This window comes from Syntrophomonas sp. (genome assembly GCF_028707975.1).
Classification (GTDB): domain Bacteria; phylum Bacillota; class Syntrophomonadia; order Syntrophomonadales; family Syntrophomonadaceae; genus Syntrophomonas.
The window spans coordinates 1-22,313 of record NZ_JAQVZX010000029.1 but is presented as its reverse complement, the minus strand read 5'-3'; the positions used below and the strand labels follow the sequence as shown (position 1 = coordinate 22,313).

Sequence of the window (22,313 nt, the reverse complement as noted above, 5' to 3'; positions counted from 1 at the left end):
GCCCCCTATAGAGAAGTTTTGACCCATGGTTTTGTGGTAGATGAGCAGGGCCGCAAGATGTCCAAGTCCCTGGGCAATGTGGTGGACCCTTTGAAGATGACCCGTGAAATGGGAGCAGATATACTGCGCCTGTGGGTATCATCCGCCGATTATCGCAACGATGTTTCGGTTTCGCCTAATATCATCAAGCAGAGTGCGGAGGCTTATCGTAAGATTCGCAATACCTGTCGCTTTATCCTGGGCAATCTTTTTGATTTTGACCCTGGGAAAGAGCGGGTAAGCTATGAAAATCTAAGCGAACTGGATCAATGGGCCTTGCTCAAGCTGGATAAATTAATCCGCCGGGTAACCAAAGCCTATGAAGATTATGAATTCCATGTGGTATTCCATTCCATTCATAATTTCTGTACGCTTGACCTGAGCAATATCTACTTTGATATTTTGAAGGATAAACTATACTGTTCGCACCCGCAGGATGCGGAAAGGAAAGCAGCTCAGACCGTACTCTACGATATAATCGACGCTCTGGTGGTAATGCTTGCTCCCATACTGGCCTTCAGCAGTGAGGAAATCTGGAGTTATCTCAAGAAGGAAGGGCAGGCGGAAAGTGTCCAATTGCTGGACTGGCCACAGGCTAATGAGCAGCATCTCAACCAGTCTATCGAAACCCGCATGTCACGGGTTCTGGAACTGCGGGAAGTAGTTACCAAAGCCCTAGAAGAAGCGCGGAGCAAGAAGGTGATAGGGCACTCCCTGGGAGCCTGGATTAGCATCTATGCCAGTCCCGAATGGATGGAACTTTTGGAAGCTACCGCCGGCCTGGAAAAAATATTCATTGTCTCCCGGGCGGAACTGAAGCCGGAGGCGGAAGCGCCGGCAGAGGCCCTGGCCCTGGAGGGGGTCGAGGGTATCCGCGTTATGGTTAAAGCCGCCGAGGGCAGCAAGTGTGAACGCTGCTGGATAATTGAGACTTCAGTAGGAGAAGATTTAAAGCACCCCACTTTATGTAACCGCTGTGCAGAAGTTGTGGCCCAACTGCAAGGATAGGAGGCCGGGAATTTATGCACCGGATATAGAAAAATGAAAACGAAGAGTAAAAGGGGAGAGCTTGCTTTCCCCTTTATTCATCGTAATGCAACAGTGTTTTCCCTTGGAGAGGCGATAAGTTAAGGAATAAAGATATCAGGATTTTGAGTTGAATGGTATTTAAACCTCGCAATCTGGAATAATAATAAGAGAGTGGAGGGGGAGTTATGCCGGAAAGGGAACCGGGTCGGGATGAAAGCCATTACCTGCAGGAATTGAACCGGAAGATGGACGAACTGTTTTTGAGTATGGAGAAATTGGGCATTGCCGAGTACCTGGAAATGCTTAGAAACCCGCGCCGCCTCTTTTTTATAAACTTTTGGGCCGGTTTATCCCGTGGCTTTGGAATGGCAATAGGTTTTACCATTCTGGCAGCTATTGTAATATACTTTTTACAAAAATTGATAATACTGAATGTACCGCTTATTGGGGATTTTATCGCCGACCTGGTAGCAATAGTACAAAACCAGCTAAGGGTGCAGTAGCTTTCATCAATGCTTGTGCCGTCGCGGTATGGGAGGCAGTTTACATATATTGAGGTGATAAGATGGACTACCAAAATAATTTAACGCAGCGCAAAGCTGAAATAGAGCAGGTTATTAAACAAAAACGGGATGAACTGATTATTCCCCTGGGTGAATGGAGTGATGAACTATCCCTTTATGACCAGCACCCGGCTGATATTGCCAGTGAAGTGACCCAAAGGGAGACTAATCTGGGTATATTGGAAATGTTGGAATATGAACTGGAGAAAGTAAATGATGCCCTGTCCCGCCTGCAAAATGGCCAGTATGGTGTTTGCGAAGCTTGCGGGCAGAAAATCGAGCCGGCTCGGCTGGAACGCCTGGTGAATACCACTCTCTGTGCCAACTGTGCCCGGAGCCAGCAGAAGGGCTTCAAACGGCCCGCCGAGGAAGAAGTCATAGAGGCGGGTCAGATGTCAGACCTGGGCGAAGGAATCCAGGTCGCTGGCTATGAGTTTTATGAGTAGGACGGGAATGCTAATAGACTGGAGATATATTAGTTTTGCTAGCTGGCACTTTAATTAACGGTGTATTTTGGAGAGCCGGGATGTTTTCCATATCTTGCTAAAAACCGCTGAAGAGTATATATTGATGGTAGTGGAACATGAGGGATGGGGATTTAGGAGCAAGCACAGGACGAAGGAGGAAAGGCAGATTGAGAATAGGTATTTTTACTGACAGCTTTATTCCCTACACCAGCGGCGTGGTTACCTCGATTTTAACTTTCCAGAAAGAATTGAGCCGCCTCGGACACGATATCCATATCTTTGCCCCTAGCTATCCTAATTTTCAGCAGGAGGAAGAACAGGTATACCGGTTCTTTTCTCTACCGGCGCCAACCAACCCTGATTTTTCTCTGGCCATTCCCATTTTTCCAGGCATGAATATGTTGGTCAGGAGGCTTGACCTGGATATTATCCATGTTCAATCACCATTTACCATGGGGCGGGTAGGTCTTCACTATGGCCGCAAGTATCACATTCCTGTAGTCTTTACCTATCATACCCTTTACGACCAATATGTTCATTATGTTCCCATTGCTCAGGATCTGGCCCGGGAAATGGCAATCAAATACAGTGTAAGCTTTTGTAACCAGTGCAGCCATGTGGTAGTGCCGAGCAGTGAGGTACAGACAATACTAAAACAAAACGAGGTTAAGACTCCGCTTAGCGTAATCCCAACCGGCGTACCTCTGGATAAATTTGAATCAGGGGATAAGGAGTGGCTGCGGAAGAATTACGATATCCCCGCCGAAAACCGGGTTCTGCTTTTCGTGGGACGACTAACCCGGGAAAAAAATCTGGAGTTTCTCATAAAGGCCTTCCAGCAGGTAAAAAGGCGGGTAGCTAACAGCTCTCTGGTTTTAACCGCCCAGGGACCCCTGGAAAGCGAGCTCAAAAAGCTGGTACTGGATTTAGGTCTTTCGCTGGAAAGGGATGTTGTTTTTACGGGAGCACTGCCCTTTGACACCCTGGTAAATGTTTACTACTCAGCTGATCTGTTCGTTTTTTCTTCCGTAACCGAGACCCAGGGATTGGTTCTAATTGAGGCCATGGCTGCCGGGCTGCCAGTGGTAGCGGTGGGAGCTTACGGGGTTCAGGATATGGTGGATCATGAGAGAAACGGCCTTCTAACCCCTTTGGACATGGATGCCTTTAGTGATGCTATATCGGTTCTGTTGCTTGACAATCAACGCTATCGTCAATACCAGGTCAATGCCCGTCAAAAGGCGGAAAGCCTTTCCGCCGGTAAAATGGCCTTGAAATTGGAGCAACTTTATCAAACCCTGTATGATCAGTCCCCTCCTCGTTATTACCGGGGATTCGACCTGGGCAGGTGGCTGGGTTCCTAGAAGCCGCATTTGAGGGCCTGCTATTGACAGGCCTTTTTTAATGGGGTAAGGAAGTATCCAACAAATCGCTTTGCCCCTTGCTATTGTCTTGTGTTAGATTAGCAGGAAAAGTGAGGAGTGAGGGGTAAGGGGTCGTCGGCCAGTATATCATGGGGACAATCCTTCTAATATATATCATAATATATCTGTGTGAATCAGCGTCTATAATAACCTCCTGTAATGCCTTTTTTTCACCGGTGGTTGTATCCTCCACCCCCGCACTCAAAGCTATTGAGTCAGGTGGAAATTATTGTTGAGTCTGGTCGTTATTAAGGTGGTACAGCGAGATATTTATAAAGCAAAATAATATTGATGACTTTTTATGGTTAGATCAAATAGAGCTAATTTCTTAATAAATTCTTTGGGAGCTGGAGCGAGATGAAAAACCTGCGCCTCACCTTGGCCATTATCGCTGGGAAGGTATTGATCTATATGAGCCGCCTACTGGGCCATCAGGGAACTTCTTTACCCGGCCAGATAGCCCGCAAGATTTATCCCCGGATATTGCGAACCCTGTCCGCCAACATCCGCCGGGAGATTGTGGCAATAACCGGAACCAATGGTAAAACTACCACCAGCAACATGCTGGCGGAAATTCTCCAGCAGCAAGGCTACAGCCTGGTGCACAACCGGCTTGGAGCCAATATGCTTTCTGGAATCACCACTGCTTTTATTGAAAAGAGCGATATTTACGGTAGCAGGAAATTTGACTATGCCTTGCTGGAGATCGATGAAGCCACAGTTCCCTTGCTCTTGCGGGAAACCCGGCCTCGCCTGGTTTTAATCACTAATTTTTTTCGTGATCAGTTGGATCGCTATGGAGAGATGGATCATACCATAAAATTGATTCAGGAGGCGGTGAAGGATCAGGAAATCGAAATGCTGCTTAATGCTGATGACCCGCTGACCGCCAACTTCCAGGCTGAAACCGGGCTTAAATGCTGGTATTACGGCTTTGATGACAGTTCCTATGACAATTGCCGGGTCATGGATAGCAGGGAAGTAAGATATTGTGCCTTTTGTGGTCATCAGCTGGAGTATGAGAAATATCACTATGCTCAACTGGGTCAATATAGCTGTCCTCAATGCCATAGCCGCAACCCGGAAAGGGATTTTACCGGACACGAGCTGGAAATGAGTCCGGATATAGAATTGAAAGTGGACGGAATGGCCCTCAAAAGTCCCTGCCAGGGCTTCCACAATGCCTATAACATACTGGCGGCAGTTTCCTTGGCTCGCTTGTTGGGGGTGGAGGATGAGAACACTAAGAAGGCCATTGCCAGCTTTAAACCCCAGGCCGGAAGGATGGAGGTTTTCTTTATAAACGGCAAAAGGGTAGTCTTGGTCCTGGTCAAGAACCCGGCTGCTCTAAACCAGACCCTGGCCAGCTTAATTTATGACCCAGGTCGAAAAAACCTTTTCTTTGCTTTAAACGATAATGCTGCTGATGGCCGTGACATCTCCTGGATTTGGGATGCAGATGTGGAATTATTGGAGTACGAGAATGTGATGATTGAACAGATTGTCTGCTCCGGACAGAGAAGCGGCGACATAGCTTTACGCTTCAAATATGCTGGTTTCCCTCGGGAAAGGATTAAAATTGAAACAGAACTGCCGAGGGCCATTGAGCTGGCAGTGCAGGGCAGCGTGGAGAGCAGTAATATACTTTGCAGCTATACCGCTCTGTTTACTTGCCAGCGCATCCTGATGGAGATGGGAAAAAGAAGCGAGGCCGGGGAGGAAAAGGAAAAGGCTTACCAACCCCAATCATGAGCCAAGCTGCTTGCCAATACCAAACCGATTTCTTATCAATCATGCCCCGAGGGACACAACTATTGAGGAAAGGTGAGTTAGTAGGCGATTGAATAGTAAGGTGTAGTAGGAAAACCCCTCACCCCTTACTCCTCACTTTTCTTATTATCTGGAGGTGTATATGGCACATTTTCATTTGGTGCAACTCTATCCTAATTTAATGAACCTCTATGGCGACAGGGGCAATCTTCTCTGCCTACAAAAACGGCTGGAATGGTACGGACATGACTCCAGCATAGAAAATATAAACCCCGGTGACAGTCTTGATTTCGAGCATATAGATTTGCTTTTTATGGGTGGAGGCTCAGAGCGGGAGCAGGAACTGGTGCTGCAGGACCTGGCCAGCAAGAGGGATTCCCTGATGAAGGCGGTTGAGGAGGGCTTGCCCGTTCTGTGTATTTGCGGGGCTTACCAGTTGCTGGGTGAATACTACCGTTCCCATGAGGGCAAAGAGATGCAGGGCCTGGGGCTTTTTTCTTTCTTTACTCAGGGACTTAAGGAACGGCTTACAGGAAATATTCTTATCCATACTACTTTGAATGGGGTAGAAGAAAGCGTAGTCGGTTTCGAGAATCATGGGGGAAGGACTTATTTCATCGATAAGCGATTGCAGCCTTTTGGTAGCGTAATAAAAGGATTTGGCAATAACGGTGAGGACAAGAAGGAAGGAATAAGATACAAAAACCTGCTGGGCAGCTACCTGCACGGACCTCTACTGCCTAAAAATCCTCAGGTGGCTGATTTCTTCATTAAGGCCATGGCCGAGAGAAAGGGCTTTAGGATAGAGCGTATTCTGGATGATAGCCTGGAAAACTATGCCCATGAACAAGTAAAAAGGAAACTTATGGGATGAAACCAGAATATTTTGTACAGGTTGGGGCACAATACCAGTAAATATCAAGCATAAAAAGGGGTGTTGAGCTATCAACCTGGACACAGCTTTGAAACTCTACCCATTCCCCGCCGAAAGTGTAAGAAAGCGGATGAGGGAAGTATTGAGTACAGGAAACCCCCAGGTGGAGCCTATCATTGACTACCTTCTGGAAAGCAGCGGTAAGATGCTGCGGCCCCGCCTGCTTTACCTGGTTGCCTCACCCTACCCCCATGACCCGTTGATGGTTAGGGATATGTGTGTAGCGGTTGAGTTGATTCACCTGGCTTCACTGGTGCATGATGATGTGATTGACCAGGCTCTCACCCGCCGGGGGCAGGAGAGTATGAACAGCCATTATAATAATAAAACCAGCGTCCTCACCGGAGATTTGCTTTTTGCCACAGCCTTCAACTTGATCAACCAGCACCCACTTCCCCGGGTCATGGAGCAGATAACCCGTACCATACAGCTGATGTGCCAAGGCGAAATAAAGCAGTTGTCTCTGGCCTTTAATCTGGATATCAGTGAAGAGGAGTATTACGAAAAAAGTTACAGCAAAACCGCCTGTCTTTTTGCCTGTAGTTGCCGGGTAGGAGCCTGGACCACCAGCATGCCGGAAAAATATGCTTCATTGTTGGAAGACTACGGTCTCTATCTGGGTTATGCCTACCAGATTATTGATGACATACTGGACCTGGTAGCAGATAGCCAGGTTTTAGGTAAACCAGCTGGAAATGACCTTAAGGAAGGCAATATCACCCTGCCCTTAATATATGCCCTGAAAACCAAGGAATACGGGAGCCTATTAAGAGAGATACTGGCGGGGGAACCGGGGCAGCTTGATACCCGGGAACTTAAGGATATACTGATAGCCAGCGGGGCCATTGAATATGCCCGGTGCATTTCCCGGCAATTTTTGCAAAGAGCCCTGGCCAGTCTCGAATCTTTTCCCGCCGGCCCCGCCATTAAAGAAATGAAAAATATTGCGATGTATATAATGGAGGAATACTATGCTCGCCTCAGCTACGCCAGCGAAGGCGAATTGGTAAAGGTGGTTAATTGATGCCTGGTTTGGTCAGAAAAACCCTGGAACCCGCTCCTTTACCCCAGCAGTATGGGCGGCGGGGTGGTCGCGTGAAATTGCTCTCCCATTACATTCTCTTTACCCTGAGTCAGGTCAAAAGCCAACTACAGGAATGGGAGCAGCAAGCCTCTCTCTGCTCTAACCAAGAGCTGAGGAAGCAGGCCTTAAGCAGTATTCAGGATAAGGGATTTCATTGCCAGGGAGGGGCATTTTTTGCTGTTCCTTACCGGGAAAAGGAAACTCTATTGTTGCGCTTGATTATTGCCTACCAGACTTTGTGTGATTACCTGGATAATCTTTGTGACCGGGCCGGTTGCAGCGATGGCAAAGCCTTCCGCCAACTGCACCGTTCGCTGGAGGACGCTCTCAGCCCGGTAGAAGCTAGCCTGCTATCGGACTATTATTCTTACTATCCCAACCAGGAGGATGGGGGATATATAGAAAAACTGGTAAGAGAATGCCAGACCTGCGTTAGGCAACTGCCGTCTTATCCGGTGGTTTATCCGGATCTTATTCATTTAGCCCGCCTGTACATAGACCTGCAGGTAATAAAGCACATCCACCCGTGGCAAAGAGAAGAGGAATTAAGGGAATGGGCGAAGAAACAGCTCTATGCCTACCCGGGGCTTCGTTGGCAGGAATTTGCGGCGGCCGCCGGTTCCACCCTGGCAGTTTTCGCTCTCTTTGGCCTGGCCTCTATCCAGGGATTGCCGCCAGCAGAGAGCCGCAAAGTGGTGGAAAGCTATTTCCCCTGGATATGCGGCCTGCATATCTTGCTGGATTACTTCATCGATCAGGAAGAAGACCGCGAGGGAGGAGACCTCAACTTTACTTTTTATTATGCGGATAATCGAGAATGCATTTCGCGGCTGGAGGATTTTATTTCCCAGTCCCACGCTCAGAGTGCAAGGCTTAATGACCATGACTTTTCCCGTGTGGTAGTGGAGGGACTTCTCGCCATGTATTTAAGCGATCAGAAGATTGCGCAAAGGCAGTTGCAGGCTGCTGCCCGGCAACTATTGGCAGCATCTGGTCCCAACGCGCTCAAGACCTTCCAACTCTGCCGCCTGGTAAGGAAGATTTTCTAAAGCAGTGGGACATATTTATGTAACCCTTTTGCATAAAAAAGGGGTTTTGCGACAGAGTCAACATTGGTTCCACAAAAGCGACCGCAGGGAGCATCAGTTGTGCCCGACTGGGCGCTACGCATGGGCAACACCTGCGGCTTGTCTCATAGCTCAAGGGGTACGCGCTAAGAATAAAAAAGCAACCTCATTATTGGGAGGCTGCTATGAAACGAGTGCTTTTTAGATCCCCTTCTTCCATCCTTTATCCTCAGTTAAAATTCCTTCTCGACCGGCACTTTTTAGGACTGAATCATCGGAGTTATCTTTTTTACCCTGTTTACCCGTATTTTTCTTGCTAGCGGGATCTGGGGAATCCTTTCTTTCAGTATCCACTATACTCACCTCCCTATTTTCATGGATTGATTTATAATTGCAATGCGAAAGTAGAACAAAAGGGTTTTTACAGTTGAGTCATCTATATTCCTGTAAAAGTAGTATGCAGTATAAGCATTTATTTAATTCCGAAATATTTTTCAAACGAACCACCCATGGCCGAAGGATACAAACACACCTTATTGACAGAGAAGCTCAACTCCACTATACTAATTTACTAAAGCAGTAAATATACTGGAAGCGAGGTAGAATATATTGGAAATACCGGTAAGCTTAAAGCACAAACCAGTAATAGTGGTAAACAACTATGAACAAGTTGATGGCCGCCAGGCTTATAATTCCGAAGCTAAAGGATTATCGCTGGGTTTGGCACAATGGAATGATCGGGGGAAAGTTGAGATCTCCGCCAAGGTATGGAGATATAGCGGCGAAAAATGGTCCAGGCAATCAGAAGAATTGCCGCTGCATCGGGTACTTGATTTGGCTTTACTCATATGTAAATCAAGACAGTATATGGCCGAAGCTTATCGTTATGAAAAGCTTTATGATCCCCAAAAAACCACCATTGATAGGATAGGATTACAGGGTGATGCTATGACCGTTGAAATATGTACGGATAATCCCATGCTCGATGAAGATATCCAGTTGCTTAGGGATTGTATCAGTAAAGATGATGAGTTGATTGGTGAAAGATTACAAGTCCTGGCGGCTATTTTAAGAGAGATGGGTTATTAATCTCCTTTTTTTACCGTTGCCAAATGATAAAAGCTTATGAAACGAAAGCGAGGGACATTTTTGACTGAAAGCATTATTAAACGGATTAATGAACTGGCCAAAAAGAAAAGAGAACAGGGGTTAAGTTCTGAGGAATTACAGGAGCAAAAGAAGCTCTACGACATATACCTGGCCGGTATCAGGCAACAGGTGAAAAGCCAAATAGAGGCAATATCCGCACACCCGGCCGGTTGCGATTGTTGTAAAGACCAGCATCATCATGATGGTGAATGCCAGCATTGATTTTCCTTGGAAATCTCTCCTTTAAGGACTGCTATGCCAGTTTCAGGTCTCATCTTTAACATGTTATCAAGCAGGTAAGTGCCAATAAGGCACCCTGGGTGGAGGATGTTTTGGGAAAATAAACAGCTATGCCATCCCCCCAAGCCCGCAACTTATCTGGTGTAATGGGTATAATATCAAGAGAAGATATTGTATTTGCCTTAATTTACTGGTATTATCCAGTTAAATACGAAGGGCTACGATGATAAATAATTGAATATGCAGGGAGGATAAATATGAGTGAAAATAGCGGAAGAGTCCTGGTGGAAATAATCCAGGGAACCCAGGTTATTAGCGGCGGCTGAAGCTGCAGCGGTTGCGATTCCGCGAGCAGCTGTGGATCAGCTATTGATTATGAAGAGCAAAGCAGGAAACTTGCTAAAACAATGAAAAGTACTTATGGGGACAAGGTTGAAGTCAAATATGTAGATACGGATAAAGCCGGCTTTGATAATTATCCCCGGGTTCGCCGGGTTCTTCAGATGGGTTATACTTTTCCCATAACCCTTATAAATGGTGAACCGAAATTTGCCGGCGGGATAATGGAGAGGGAAATAAACAACCTTGTTGATGAGCTAATTAAATAAGAGCATTGGCTTAAACAGGGGAAGTCCCCTGTTTTTTTTGGTGCTGTGCTCCGTATGCGAACTGATAGCCCGGGTCATAGGCGTCCGCAATATTACCCCTGTACCCTCCTGCTTGGATGTGGTAGAATCCTTGGTAATATGGATACTGAAGGAGGCAAAAAGTTACCAAATAAAGTATAACATAGTATAAACCCGGAGGTAGCAGACCTGGAGTGCTGAGGCAGTTAACCACGTTGCAGCGGTGTGTTGTTGAAACTGCTCCGCAGTTTATTCCGATGCTTAAAGGAAATAATATTAGCACAAAGGAGTTGCTCTTATGGGCGATAAAGAGATAAAGCCTTTAAAGTATCGAATATTAACCTATGGTTGCCAAATGAATGTTCGCGACTCGGAAACCATTGCCGGATTGCTGGAAGGCAGCGGTTTTAATCAGGCGGAAGATCTCAGTGAGGCTGACCTCATTTTATTTAATACCTGCAGTGTTCGCCATTCCGCAGAGAACAAAGTGTATGGCAAACTCGGGGAAATAGCGTCATTAAAGAAAAAGAGACCGGAACTCTTAATTGCTTTTGGCGGCTGTATGGCTCAATTGCCCGAGGTCAGGCAAAAGCTTAAAAAAAGCGGAGTAGATGTGGTTTTTGGTACGCATAACATCCACGAGCTTCCTTACTTGATTGCCCGAGCGCAAGAGGAAAGGAACCCGGTTTTTGAAGTCTGGGAAAAGGAAGGTAGAATTGTGGAACCTTTGCCTTCTTGTCGTAAGCCCGGCTTGAGTGCTTTTGTCAACATAATGTTTGGCTGCAATAATTTCTGCAGCTACTGTATTGTTCCTTATACCCGGGGACGGGAGAGAAGCCGTAAGGCGGATGATATATTGCGGGAATTGGAAGAATTGGCGGCTGCCGGATATAAAGAAGTTACCCTCCTGGGACAAAATGTGAACTCTTATGGCTGTGGCCTGGAGGAAAAAATAGAATTTGCCGACCTCTTGTACCGGGCCAATTCTGTTGCTGGTATTGAGCGTATCCGCTTTACTACCTCCCATCCCAAAGATGTATCCGACCGTTTGTTGCAGGCGATAGCTGAATGTGAAAAGGTTTGCGAACATATTCATGCTCCTTTGCAGGCGGGCAGCAATCGGATATTGCAAAGGATGAACCGCAACTACAGCCGGGAGCATTACCTGAAGTTAGTTGAGAGAATGCGCCACTATGTCCCGGGGGTAAGCATTACCAGCGACTTAATAGTAGGTTTCCCGGGAGAAACAGAAGAGGATTTCCAGGACACCCTGGATATGGTGGAAAAGGTCAGGTTTGATGCGGCTTTTACTTTTATGTACTCGCAGCGCAGTGGAACCCGAGCGGCAGAATTTGCCGAGCAGATTCCCCTGGAAGAGAAAAAACAGCGTTTGGAGCGTTTGAACCGGTTGCAATACCAGATTGCCACAGAAATAAACCAGGAACTGGAGGGCAGTATTCAGGAGGTACTGGTCGAAGGCCCCAGTAAAACCAATCCACAAAAACTGACCTCCAGAACCCGTAGTAATCGTATTGTTATTTTTTCTGGAGGAAAAGACTTAATTGGGCGCCTGATTAATGTTAAAATAACAGAAGCCAAAACCTTTTCCTTATTTGGAGAATTCTTTGACGAATAAGATCTAGGGAGGGAACTTTTTTGACCAGTGAAGAAATTATAAAAATGGCGTTTGAATTGGGCAATGCCGTGGCGCAATCCGAAGAGATTGAAGGCCTTAAGGCCAGCCAGGCCCGGGTAACCCAGGATCACATAGCTTATGATCTTATCATGAGTTATCAGGATGCCAAGAGTAAAATGGAAAATAAGCTCCAGGATGGACTATCTATTGGACAGGCCGAACAAGCTAATTTAAAAAACTTGGAACAGGAACTAAAAAGCAATAGCATCATTAATGAGTTGATGGCAGCCCAGGAGAAATTTGACAACCTCATGCAGGCGGTATACTTCGCTATGAATCAAGCCCTCTCTGGTGGTTGTTCCAGTGGTTGCGACTCCTGCGGCGGCAGCTGTAATATGTAATATCAACAAGGTTGACTCCACTGCAAAAACCCTTTTTGTCGCCTAAGGGTTGCATAAAATATACAAAGCCTGATTCGGAACGATACGGGGGTCGTTCCCTACACACCCTTCGCTCGCTTTTAATGTAGCTGAGCGGTATATTTATACAAGCCAATGAATATTAATAACTTTTTACAGTAGAACCCTTCATGGCCAGAAGCCACAACCACCGATGAAAAGTGATTTAGTAGGGGCTTGAATGGTAAGATGTAGTAGGAAATAAATTAACCCCCTCACACCTTACCCCTTACCCCTCACTCCTCACTTTTCTTACTAATCACAAGGTTAAATAGTATTTAATGGAAAAGACTTGGTTTTACTAAGTCTTTCTTATTAGGAGGTAATTATTTTATTGGCCGACTATACCCCGATGATGCAGCAATACCTGCAAATAAAAGAGGAACAGCAGGATGCCATCCTCTTTTTTCGCCTGGGTGATTTTTACGAAATGTTTTTTGAAGATGCCAAAATTGCGTCCCGGGAGTTGGAAATCGTGCTTACGGCACGAGATGGCGGAGCTGGAAGCAAAATCCCCATGTGTGGAGTTCCCTACCATTCTGTGGATAACTACCTGGCGCGTCTTATCAACCGGGGCTACAAAGTGGCTATCTGCGAACAGGTGGAGGATCCCCGAGAGGCCAAAGGCCTGGTCAAGCGTGAAATAACTCGTATTGTTACCCCTGGGACTATAATTGAAGAGCAATTGCTGGACCAGGCGAAGAATAACTTTTTGGCTGCGGTGGAAGAAGAGCCTGCTTGTACAGGTATCGCCTACATAGATATTTCCACTGGTGAGTTCTGGCTATGTGAAATAGCCGGGGAAAATGCCAGGTCCCGGGTGGAAAGCGAAATACTCCGCATTTCCCCCGCGGAATGCCTGCTGGCCGGCAGCGGCAGCCTGACCGACAGCTGGGAAGAGGAATGGCTGCTCCAACAAAATATTACCTTGACCGTATGGGATGAACCGCCATTAAGCCTGGAACGAGCAGAAAATCTCTTATTACGCCAGTTGCAAGTTGCCTCCCTGGAGTCTTTTGGCCTGAAATCCTACTCAGCTGGCATCAAAGCTGCCGCCAGGATAATTGCTTTCCTGGAAGAGACGCAAAAAACCAGTCTCCAACACATCAAGAGCCTGCGCTGTTATAGCAGCGATAATTATCTGGAGATGGATTTTTACAGCCGGCGCAATCTAGAACTGACGGCCACCTTGCGGGAAGGCAAAAGAGAGGGTTCCCTGCTCTCCATACTCGATGAATCTCGTACCGCTATGGGCAAGCGCCTGCTGCGCCGTTGGATTGAACAGCCACTGCGGGAAGCCGGGGAGATTGAAGAACGGCTGGATGCGGTAGATGAACTGAAAAACACCCTCTCGCTGAGAACGGAACTTAACCCCCTTTTATCCCGCATAAATGACCTGGAAAGATTGGGGGGGAAGATCGGTGCCAGTGTAGCCAGCCCGCGTGACCTCCTGGGTTTAAAGTCATCGCTGGCGGTAATCAATGATATAAAAAAGGCCTTACAGCCATGCCGGAGTGAAATCCTGCAAAGGCTCGCAGCTATGGATGCGCTGGAAGAGGTATTTGCCTTAATTGATGCCTCTATAAATGACGAGGCCCCGCTGGGGATAAAAGAAGGCGAATTGATAAAAACTGGTTACAAGCAGGAAATTGACGAGTTGCGAGAACTATCCCAAGAGGGTACGAATTGGCTGGTGGAATTTGAAAACCGGGAAAAGCAGCGAACTGGGATAAAAAACCTCAAAGTCGGCTTCAATAAAGTTTTCGGCTACTATATAGAAATCACTAAATCCAACCTCTCCCTGGCACCGGCGGACTACCACCGCAAACAAACCCTGGTCAACAGCGAGCGTTTCATTTCCGATGAATTAAAACAATACGAAGAAAGAATCCTGGGGTCCCGGGAAAGGCTCTATTCCCTGGAATACCAGGAGTTTATAAAAATAAGAGAAGCCCTGATCCCCTATCTGCCCCGGATAATGGAGACCGCCCACGCCATAGCGATCCTGGATGTTTTACAGGGACTGGCGGAAGTGGCCTACCAAAACAACTACATTCGACCGGAAATAGATAATAGTGGTAAGATAAGAATAAGGGCGGGACGGCATCCGGTGGTGGAAAAGGCCTTGCGCGAAGCCCGTTTTGTTCCCAATGACCTGCAGCTTGACCGGGATAAGGCTCGTTTTGCCATTATTACCGGTCCCAATATGGGAGGCAAGAGTACCTTTATGCGTCAGGCCGCCCTGTTGGTACTCATGGCCCAGATGGGCAGCTTTATTCCGGCGGAAGAAGCCCAAATCGGCCTGGTGGACAAAATCTTTACCCGGGTGGGGGCTTCCGATGACCTGGCCGCCGGTCAAAGCACCTTTATGGTGGAAATGATAGAGGTAGCCAATATCTTAAATAACGCCAGCGACAATAGCCTAGTGATTCTGGACGAAATAGGACGGGGAACCAGCACTTATGACGGGTTGAGCATTGCCCAGGCCGTAAGTGAGTATCTTTTGGAGCACAGCCGGAGCAAGGTTCTTTTTGCCACCCATTATCATGAGCTTACCAGCCTGGCGGAAAAGTTGCCGGGGATAGTCAATCTCTCTGTCTCGGTTAAAGAGACTGGCAATACGGTGGTTTTTTTAAAGAAGGTTTTGCCGGGAAAGGCTGATAAAAGCTACGGGTTGCATGTGGCGCGTTTGGCTGGACTGCCAGAAAAACTTATTATGAGAGCAGAAGATATTCTGCAGGGATTGGAAAAGGGTAAGGATAGCCGACCCGCACCCTCTCTACTGCAACCCCTGCTTTTTAGTGACAGTCATCCCGTAGTGGACGAGCTAAAACAGCTCGATATCGATGACTTGAGCCCGCGGGAGGCCTGGAAACTCTTGTATCAATGGCAGAAAATGCTTGATGATAAATAAATGAGGAGGTGAGGCAAATGTTGATTGGGATCGATGTTGGTGGCACATACACTGACGGAGTTCTCTTTAAGCAAGGTGCCATAGTAGCTACGGTAAAAAAACCTACTGATGATATGAATCTAAAAAACACCTTGCTCGAGGTGCTGGATGAACTGCTGCCCAGTGCTGGTGAGCAGAAGATAGAACGCATAGTTTTCAGTACCACCCTGGTAACCAACCTCCTGGCCACCGGCCGGGGGGAAAGAACGGCTCTTATTATGCTGCCGGGTCATGGCTTACCTCATGATGCCTATGATATCTGCCCGGATATCTTTTTTGCTCGCGGTACCGTGGACTTTCGGGGTAATGTTATTGAAAAACTGGATCAGAAGGAAATCGATGATATTCTGGCCCGGATTGCTGCCGCGGGTATCAAGCGGGTGGCCGTAGCAGCCAAGTTCGCCAATCGCAATGACATCATGGAAAGAGAGATTCAGAGTAAATTGGCCGCCGACTATCCTGATATATCTGTTTCCATTAGTTCCGAAATATCTAACAAGCTGAATTTTCCCCGCCGGGCAGCAACCACCTATTTTACCGCCATGACGGTAAAGGAATGGATGCGATTTGCGGCGGAAATCAATCAGGCGATAACGGAGCGGGGTCTGGACAGCGAGGTACATATACTGAAAGCCGATGGGGGTACCTTTAGCCTCGATACCTCGTCCCGGAGACCCTGTGAAACCGTTTTTTCCGGCCCTGCTGCCAGCACCATGGGCGGGTTGGCCTTGAGCCAGCCGAATCTTAATTCAGTGGTTTTGGATATTGGCGGTACTACTTCGGATATCGCATTGATAATAGGCGGTGAACCCCTCTATGCTTCCAAGGGAGCAAGGCTGGGCAAGCACTATACCCATATAAACGCTTTTGCCGTAAATTCAGTAGCCTTGGGAGGGGATAGCTGCCTGGACTATGATGGGGGAATAAAAGTACAAAACTTCCGCCGGGGAGCAGCCGCCTGCTTCGGGGGGGATTATCCCACCGTTATGGATGCCTTTAACTGCAAGATGGCTTTGGGAATAGGAAACGCTGGTCAATCCGCGGAAAAACTGCAGCAACTGGCGGCCAAAGCGGGAATGGAATCTTCCGAGCTTTGCCGTCAGGTAGTCAATATAGTCATAGAAAGACTGATAAGCAGTATAGAAGCTATGTTTCGGGAATGGGAAAACGAGCCGGCCTACAAGGTCTGGGAAGTGGTGAACCGGCGCAAGTTTAAGCTGGATCAAATAATCGGTATAGGAGCGGCGGCCACCGCTATTGTTCCACAGGTAGCTGCCAGAATGGAGGTAGACTCATTCCTGCATGACTATTCTCCAGTGGCCAATGCTCTGGGAGCAGCCGTGGTTAGACCCACCCTGGCCGTGGAATTGCATGTAGATACCCCCAACAATTTCTTCTCCGTTGGTCCGGGAGGGATAAGAGGAAGCCTTAATGACCGGGGAGGAATGCAATTGGGAGAGGCTAAAAATATGGCCCGGCAATACCTGCTGGATATGTGCCGGGAGCAGGGAATGGAGTCCTATGCCAGTGAATCCAGCTTCTATATGGAAGAACAGTTCAACATCATAAGCGGCTGGAGTCGTTCCGGCAAGATCTTTGATGTGGGGATACAGATAGCACCAGGATTTATATCCGAATACAAGGGGGTGAGCTCATGAAACCGACCGGAATTCTGTTTTTCCCTGCCTTTGACTGGGCCATATCACCTACCCACCCGGAAAGAGAGGAAAGGCTTCTCTATACCCGCGATCAGATCTTTGAAGAGGGGATAATGGATCTGCCCCAGATTAAGGAATATCACCCGCGCCTGGCCGAAATCCGTGATGTAGCCCGGCTGCATTTCTGTATTCCTACGGTGGAGGCACAGATTATCGAAGCCCACCTGGTATCGGCTGGCTCGGCCCTGGTAATGGCCGATGCTTTTATGCAAGGAGAAGTAAAAAATGCCTTTGCCATAATCCGCCCGCCGGGCCACCATGCTATGACCGTAAGCCACGGCAACCGGGGGTTCTGTAATATCAACAATGAAGCCATAATGATTGAATACCTGCGGCAGAAGTATGGGATAAAACGGGTAGCCATTGTAGATACTGATGTTCATCACGGCGATGGAACCCAGGAAATTTATTGGCATGACCCGGATGTGCTCTTCATTTCTTTTCACCAGGACGGACGCACCCTCTATCCGGGCTCCGGTTTCATGGAAGAACTGGGAGGACCCTTGGCCCATGGAACCACCATAAATCTCCCTCTGGCCCCGAAAACTACCGATGCTGGAATCCTCTATGCTATCGATGAACTCATCCTGCCCATGCTGGAGGACTTCAAACCGGATATAGTGATAAACTCGGCCGGTCAGGATAACCATTACAGCGACCCCCTGGCCAACATGGCTTTTTCGGCCCGGGGCTATGCCGAATTGAATTCACGACTGGCACCAGATATTGCGGTGCTGGAAGGCGGCTATTCCGTGGAAACGGCCTTGCCCTATGTCAATATGGGTCTGATAATGGCCATGGCCGGAATCGACTATTCCAACCTGCGGGAACCGGATTACAACCCGAGTCGTTTTAAGGAATCCCCCCGCAATATGGAATATATTAAGAAAATGGTAGCCCAGCAATGGACCGCCTATAAAAACCGCGAAGAAACTATAGCCGATAACCGTAAGAAATCCGGCAATTTCGTAAATTACAATAAAAGCATCTTTTATGATACCGAATATATTTATGAGGATCAGATTAACCATTTGCGTATTTGCCAGAATTGCGGCGGTTTTCGCATGATTGAGTCCCGGGCCCACCAGCGGACCGGCGAGCATTTTCATGTGTTCTGCATAAGCATTCCCGCCAATGCCTGCCAGCAGTGTCAGGAGGAAGGCCGCGCCGCTTACCAGGATATGATCAAAAAGCGTCCCTTTGACCTGCTATACCTGCAGGATCGGGTAAAAGATGATTTAAGAATTTACAAAGTGCATAAGGATATAGAAACGGTTTTGTAAGATGGCCATAAAATTATTGGATGATAATGTAATTAATAAAATTGCGGCTGGGGAAGTGATTGAAAGACCGGCCTCGGTGGTCAAAGAACTCCTGGAAAATGCTATTGATGCTGCTTCCCGGAACATCGCCGTAAAGATTTCCGGGGCCGGGCTGGATAGTATTGAAGTGGCTGATGACGGGGAAGGGATTTCCATGGAGGAACTTCCCCTGGCCTTTTTACGGCATGCCACCAGTAAAATTGAGAATGAGGGCGACCTCTTGCGGATTATGAGCATGGGATTCCGGGGGGAAGCTCTTCCCAGCATAGCATCAGTTGCGCGCACGGACATATACAGCAAAAAGGAAAAACAGGACGGTATTCATGCCTTCATCGAAGGCGGGAAGATCCTGGACTTAGAGTATTTTCCCTGCCCCGAAGGCTCCAAGATAATCGTATCTGATCTATTCTTTAACACGCCCGCCCGCAAAAAGTTCCTGCGCAGCCCGGTAACGGAAGGGAATAATGCCTACGAGCTGGTTATGAAGTACGCCCTGGCCCGGCCCGATATTGCCATATCCTTCAGCAATGAAAAAAGACAGCTGTTTCGTACCCCGGGCAATGGCAGTTTGAATGATGCGGTGATAGCTATATTCGGCCAGGATTTCCTGGAACCCCTTATCCCGGTAAAATGGGAAGGTTTGAGCCTTAGCATCTCTGGTTTGATTTCCCCGCCGGGGGTAGCCAGAATGAACCGGAAAAAGCAGCTCATCTTCGTCAACCAAAGACCGATTAGAAGTCCTCTGCTTTACCGGGCTCTGGATGAAGGCTACCGTGGTTTGTTGCTGGCCCGGGAGCAGCCGCTGGTCATACTGCAGATATCGCTAGCGCCGGATAGTATAGATGTGAATGTTCACCCGCAAAAAAGCGAAGTTCGCTTCCGGGATGAGCAAAAGATTTTTCGTTCGCTCTGCGGGCTTTTACGCGATACCCTGAATGCCAGAGATTATCGTTTGCAGGACAGCCTGCCCCTGAACCGTCCCCAGCCGTTCTATCCTGCAACCGGGCGGAAAACAGCCGGGCAGAAGGTAGAAGAACAGCCCATGATTCCATTTATGCATGATAACAGGGCTGATAAGCGGGCGGAGGAGACGGGAGGAGAAGCCTGGCTTCCCTCCTACCCTGAGGAACAGGCCTTGAGCAGCCGTAGTCCGGCCTATGGTGAATTTAAAATACTGGGGCAGCTTTGGGATTCCTACATACTTTTGGAAAAGGAGCAAACCCTCTATATCGTAGACCAGCACGCAGCCCATGAGAGGATTATCTATTCCCAGCTGCAGCAGTTTTATGCCGGTTCCCGGGGAGAGGTACAAATGCTGGCTTTTCCACTGCTTATGGACTTATCGCTGCGGGATATGGAATTGATAGAGAAAAACCAGGAGATCTTTGGCGAACTAGGCTTCGAGCTGCAGCAAGCCGGTCCCCGGGCTATTCTTATTCGGGGAACTCCGGCCATCATAGCCGGGCAGGAAAGGGAGGTTCTATATGAAATATTGGAACTCCTGGCCGGGGGACAAGGGATTAATCTTAAAAATGAGGCCATAATAAAAATAGCCTGCAAAAAGGCAGTCAAGGCCGGGACCCGACTGGACTACCGGGAGATGATGGAAATAATACAAGAGCTTTTTGCCACCGATGATTATAAGAACTGTCCCCACGGGCGCCCCACCATAATCGCTTGGAAGCAGGCTGAACTGGAACGCATGTTTAAGAGGTAATTGTGAAGATAATAGCGACCACCACCCAATCACAGACTACATTATGCTCTGAATATGAGCAGTTTCTGGAGGAAACCGGCCTGCCTTTTATTCCCCGGGAACGAAGAAGCCTAGAGGCTATTGCTCGGGAACAAGAGGCTCAGGCCGTGCTGGTTTGGCAGGCCAGCGGACCAATACTTCATATGGGTCTGGAGCGCTTCTTTTTCCATCCCAGTATGGCCAAAAACCGCATAGCTTCATATCGCCAGCTGGGTACTATTGATCCCTTGATTAAAGCCTGTGCTTTAGAAGCGGACAGCAGCTTTTTGGATTGCACCCTCGGCCTGGGAGCTGATTCTATAGTAGCCGCTTATTATGCCCATGAAGGCAGGGTAGTAGGCTTGGAATCTTCCCCGTTAATCGCCGCCATAGTCAAGTGGGGGATGAAAGTATATCATTCGAAAATGAGCTGGCTGAATCAGGCTATACATTCCATTCAGGCAGTAAATGCGGAGCATTATGATTATCTCCGGAAACTAGAGGATAATTCCTTTGACATTGTTTATTTTGACCCCATGTTCCGTAAACCGCGGTATAAAAGCACCGCCCTGGCTCCTTTAAGGCTGCTGGCCAACCATCAAGCCTTGAGCCGGGAAGTTATAGCCGAAGCCTGCCGGGTGGCCAGAAAACGGGTGGTAGTAAAAGAGATGCCAGTAAGCCGCGAGTTTGAACGGCTAGGGATAGAGCAGGTTATGGAAAATCCCAATAATCCCATAGCCTTTGGGGTTTTGGAAGTATAAGCAGTACCGGGAAACACCGATGAAAAGTGAGTTTCTCAAGCAATCAAAATTGCATTAATTTAACGAGGGGTGAGGCTTGTGCACAAACTGGCGGCTATTGTTGGTCCGACAGCAGTTGGCAAAACCAATATATCCCTGGAAGTAGCCCGGCAAATAAACGGGGAGATAATTTCCTGTGATTCCATGCAGCTTTACCGGGGCATGGACATCGGCACCGCCAAGGCCAGCCAGGAAGAGCAAAGCCTAATTGCACATCACCTTATTGATATAGCAGATCCCCACGAAAATTTCACTGTTGCCCGCTATCAATCCCTGGTAAAAGACCTTATCTCTTCAATTAACGCTCAGGGGAAGATTCCCATTCTAGTAGGGGGAACCGGACTTTACTACCAGTCAGTGGTTGATGATTATAGCTTTTTTCCTATGGAAGTCCGGCAAAGCATACGCGACAAATGGAATAATATTATTCAAGAAAAAGGATTGCATCATGCCTATCGCTGCTTGGAGCAGATAGACCCTGCATATGCCCAAATAATCAGCCCCAATGACCAGAAAAGGGTGGTACGCGCGCTGGAGGTTTATGAGCTCACGGGAAAAGCATTCTCCACCTTGCAGGATAGGGCAGAGAACACATATTATTTGGCAGCGGTGGGATTATACTTGGAAAGAAGAGAATTATATGCCAGAATTGAAAAACGGGTCGATGAAATGATAAAGAAGGGGTTGATTGAGGAGGTTGCAGCGCTGCGGGAAAAGGGGATAGACCTTTCGAATAACTCCATGCAAGCCCTGGGATACAAACAGGTATTTTATTTCCTGGAAGGTTTTATTAATCGGGAAGAGATGCTTAATGAAATAAAGAAGGAAACCCGGCGATATGCCAAAAGGCAGTTGACCTGGTTCAAAAAAGACCAGCGTATAAAGTGGTTTAATGTAGGCGATTTTAGTGATGAGGAGCTTTTGGTTAAAAATATTTGTACCTTTATGGAAGGACAATTCGGAATAGTGTAGAAGATAGAGAGAACAGCTTTGCAGTGCCGGCACTAAAACCCTGGCCAAATAATTCTGAGTCGGTACAGAGCAGGCAATGATAGAGAGAATTAGAATGGAGGACATAAACTAATGAGTAAAAGCCAGATAAACTTGCAGGATGCCTTTTTAAATCAAGTGAGGAAAGATAAAATCCCCGTAACCGTCTTTTTGGTTAACGGGTTTCAGATAAAGGGAATGGTAAGAGGTTTTGATAATTTCACCGTAATTATTGAAGTAGACCAAAAACAGCAACTGGTATACAAACATGCGATTTCAACCGTGGCCCCGCTCCGGCCTATATCCATG

21 protein-coding genes are annotated in these 22,313 nt (G+C 47.6%); 20 read left to right on the top strand and 1 reads right to left on the bottom strand.

What is annotated here, in order from left to right; translation table 11 throughout:
• From PHP87_RS05865 to PHP87_RS05830, 8 genes are all read left to right on the top strand, one after another.
• On the top strand, window positions 1-1,047 hold a 1,047-nt coding region (locus PHP87_RS05865), incomplete at its 5' end, for a class I tRNA ligase family protein (protein ID WP_299919508.1).
• 206 nt (window positions 1,048-1,253) lie between these two features.
• On the top strand, window positions 1,254-1,571 hold the full coding sequence (locus PHP87_RS05860) for a DUF5665 domain-containing protein (RefSeq protein WP_299919505.1): 318 nt from the start codon (window positions 1,254-1,256) through the stop codon (window positions 1,569-1,571).
• 62 nt (window positions 1,572-1,633) lie between these two features.
• Window positions 1,634-2,077, top strand: a complete 444-nt coding sequence (locus PHP87_RS05855) for a TraR/DksA C4-type zinc finger protein (RefSeq protein WP_299919503.1) — start codon at window positions 1,634-1,636, stop codon at window positions 2,075-2,077.
• 188 nt (window positions 2,078-2,265) lie between these two features.
• Window positions 2,266-3,462 carry a glycosyltransferase family 4 protein gene (locus PHP87_RS05850; RefSeq protein ID WP_299919501.1) on the top strand — a complete coding sequence of 399 codons (1,197 nt, stop codon included), beginning with the start codon at window positions 2,266-2,268 and terminating at the stop codon, window positions 3,460-3,462.
• A 417-nt stretch (window positions 3,463-3,879) separates the two neighbouring features.
• Window positions 3,880-5,274, top strand: coding sequence for a Mur ligase family protein (locus PHP87_RS05845; RefSeq protein ID WP_299919500.1), 1,395 nt, complete (start codon window positions 3,880-3,882; stop codon window positions 5,272-5,274).
• A gap of 160 nt (window positions 5,275-5,434) precedes the next feature.
• Window positions 5,435-6,166, top strand: coding sequence for a glutamine amidotransferase (locus tag PHP87_RS05840; protein ID WP_299919499.1), 732 nt, complete (start codon window positions 5,435-5,437; stop codon window positions 6,164-6,166).
• Between the two features lie 142 nt (window positions 6,167-6,308).
• Window positions 6,309-7,250, top strand: a complete 942-nt coding sequence (locus tag PHP87_RS05835; RefSeq protein ID WP_299919497.1) for a polyprenyl synthetase family protein — start codon at window positions 6,309-6,311, stop codon at window positions 7,248-7,250.
• On the top strand, window positions 7,250-8,359 hold the full coding sequence (locus PHP87_RS05830; RefSeq protein WP_299919495.1) for a tetraprenyl-beta-curcumene synthase family protein: 1,110 nt from the start codon (window positions 7,250-7,252) through the stop codon (window positions 8,357-8,359). The genes PHP87_RS05835 and PHP87_RS05830 overlap by 1 nt, the downstream gene beginning before the upstream one ends.
• A 219-nt stretch (window positions 8,360-8,578) precedes the next feature.
• Here PHP87_RS05830 and PHP87_RS05825 read toward each other — a convergent pair whose 3' ends face one another.
• Window positions 8,579-8,731, bottom strand: coding sequence for a hypothetical protein (locus PHP87_RS05825; RefSeq protein WP_299919492.1), 153 nt, complete (start codon window positions 8,729-8,731; stop codon window positions 8,579-8,581).
• 255 nt (window positions 8,732-8,986) lie between these two features.
• On the opposite strand from PHP87_RS05825, the gene PHP87_RS05820 reads away from it, so the two are divergent.
• From PHP87_RS05820 to hfq, 12 genes are all read left to right on the top strand, one after another.
• Window positions 8,987-9,466, top strand: coding sequence for a DUF6530 family protein (locus PHP87_RS05820; RefSeq protein ID WP_299919490.1), 480 nt, complete (start codon window positions 8,987-8,989; stop codon window positions 9,464-9,466).
• A gap of 60 nt (window positions 9,467-9,526) precedes the next feature.
• The gene (locus tag PHP87_RS05815; protein ID WP_299919488.1) at window positions 9,527-9,748 is read left to right on the top strand and encodes a DUF896 domain-containing protein; all 222 of its coding nucleotides are present in this window, start codon (window positions 9,527-9,529) and stop codon (window positions 9,746-9,748) included.
• A 425-nt stretch (window positions 9,749-10,173) separates the two neighbouring features.
• Window positions 10,174-10,374 carry a hypothetical protein gene (locus PHP87_RS05810; RefSeq protein ID WP_299919486.1) on the top strand — a complete coding sequence of 67 codons (201 nt, stop codon included), beginning with the start codon at window positions 10,174-10,176 and terminating at the stop codon, window positions 10,372-10,374.
• Window positions 10,375-10,690: 316 nt separating this feature from the next.
• A complete protein-coding gene (gene miaB, locus PHP87_RS05805) occupies window positions 10,691-12,028 on the top strand; it encodes a tRNA (N6-isopentenyl adenosine(37)-C2)-methylthiotransferase MiaB (protein WP_299919484.1) in 1,338 nt (445 codons plus the stop codon).
• Between the two features lie 20 nt (window positions 12,029-12,048).
• Window positions 12,049-12,429 carry a YlbF family regulator gene (locus PHP87_RS05800; RefSeq protein ID WP_299919482.1) on the top strand — a complete coding sequence of 127 codons (381 nt, stop codon included), beginning with the start codon at window positions 12,049-12,051 and terminating at the stop codon, window positions 12,427-12,429.
• 391 nt (window positions 12,430-12,820) lie between these two features.
• The gene (mutS, locus tag PHP87_RS05795) at window positions 12,821-15,400 is read left to right on the top strand and encodes a DNA mismatch repair protein MutS (RefSeq protein ID WP_299919480.1); all 2,580 of its coding nucleotides are present in this window, start codon (window positions 12,821-12,823) and stop codon (window positions 15,398-15,400) included.
• 17 nt (window positions 15,401-15,417) lie between these two features.
• A complete protein-coding gene (locus tag PHP87_RS05790) occupies window positions 15,418-17,097 on the top strand; it encodes a hydantoinase/oxoprolinase N-terminal domain-containing protein (RefSeq protein WP_299919478.1) in 1,680 nt (559 codons plus the stop codon).
• Complete coding sequence (locus tag PHP87_RS05785) at window positions 17,094-18,440, top strand: histone deacetylase (protein WP_299919477.1); 1,347 nt, start codon at window positions 17,094-17,096, stop codon at window positions 18,438-18,440. Before PHP87_RS05790 ends, PHP87_RS05785 begins: the two co-directional genes overlap by 4 nt.
• A gap of 1 nt (window position 18,441) precedes the next feature.
• Window positions 18,442-20,196 (top strand): DNA mismatch repair endonuclease MutL, encoded by a 1,755-nt coding sequence (mutL, locus tag PHP87_RS05780; RefSeq protein ID WP_299919475.1) that lies wholly within the window; start codon window positions 18,442-18,444, stop codon window positions 20,194-20,196.
• A 2-nt stretch (window positions 20,197-20,198) separates the two neighbouring features.
• On the top strand, window positions 20,199-20,975 hold the full coding sequence (locus PHP87_RS05775; protein ID WP_299919473.1) for a class I SAM-dependent methyltransferase: 777 nt from the start codon (window positions 20,199-20,201) through the stop codon (window positions 20,973-20,975).
• Between the two features lie 78 nt (window positions 20,976-21,053).
• Window positions 21,054-21,986 carry a tRNA (adenosine(37)-N6)-dimethylallyltransferase MiaA gene (gene miaA / locus PHP87_RS05770; RefSeq protein ID WP_299919471.1) on the top strand — a complete coding sequence of 311 codons (933 nt, stop codon included), beginning with the start codon at window positions 21,054-21,056 and terminating at the stop codon, window positions 21,984-21,986.
• Between the two features lie 111 nt (window positions 21,987-22,097).
• A partial coding sequence (hfq, locus tag PHP87_RS05765) for an RNA chaperone Hfq (protein ID WP_299919469.1) occupies window positions 22,098-22,313 on the top strand: 216 nt, incomplete at its 3' end.

Excerpts from the sequence above, each read along its gene's own strand:
- PHP87_RS05860 (WP_299919505.1), top strand. The coding sequence starts at position 1,254 with ATGCCGGAAAGGGAACCGGGTCGGGATGAAAGCCATTACCTGCAGGAA.
- PHP87_RS05855 (WP_299919503.1), top strand. The coding sequence starts at position 1,634 with ATGGACTACCAAAATAATTTAACGCAGCGCAAAGCTGAAATAGAGCAG.
- PHP87_RS05845 (WP_299919500.1), top strand. The coding sequence starts at position 3,880 with ATGAAAAACCTGCGCCTCACCTTGGCCATTATCGCTGGGAAGGTATTG.
- PHP87_RS05840 (WP_299919499.1), top strand. The coding sequence starts at position 5,435 with ATGGCACATTTTCATTTGGTGCAACTCTATCCTAATTTAATGAACCTC.
- PHP87_RS05830 (WP_299919495.1), top strand. The coding sequence starts at position 7,250 with ATGCCTGGTTTGGTCAGAAAAACCCTGGAACCCGCTCCTTTACCCCAG.
- PHP87_RS05810 (WP_299919486.1), top strand. The coding sequence starts at position 10,174 with ATGAAAAGTACTTATGGGGACAAGGTTGAAGTCAAATATGTAGATACG.
- miaB (WP_299919484.1), top strand. The coding sequence starts at position 10,691 with ATGGGCGATAAAGAGATAAAGCCTTTAAAGTATCGAATATTAACCTAT.
- PHP87_RS05790 (WP_299919478.1), top strand. The coding sequence starts at position 15,418 with ATGTTGATTGGGATCGATGTTGGTGGCACATACACTGACGGAGTTCTC.
- PHP87_RS05785 (WP_299919477.1), top strand. The coding sequence starts at position 17,094 with ATGAAACCGACCGGAATTCTGTTTTTCCCTGCCTTTGACTGGGCCATA.
- mutL (WP_299919475.1), top strand. The coding sequence starts at position 18,442 with ATGGCCATAAAATTATTGGATGATAATGTAATTAATAAAATTGCGGCT.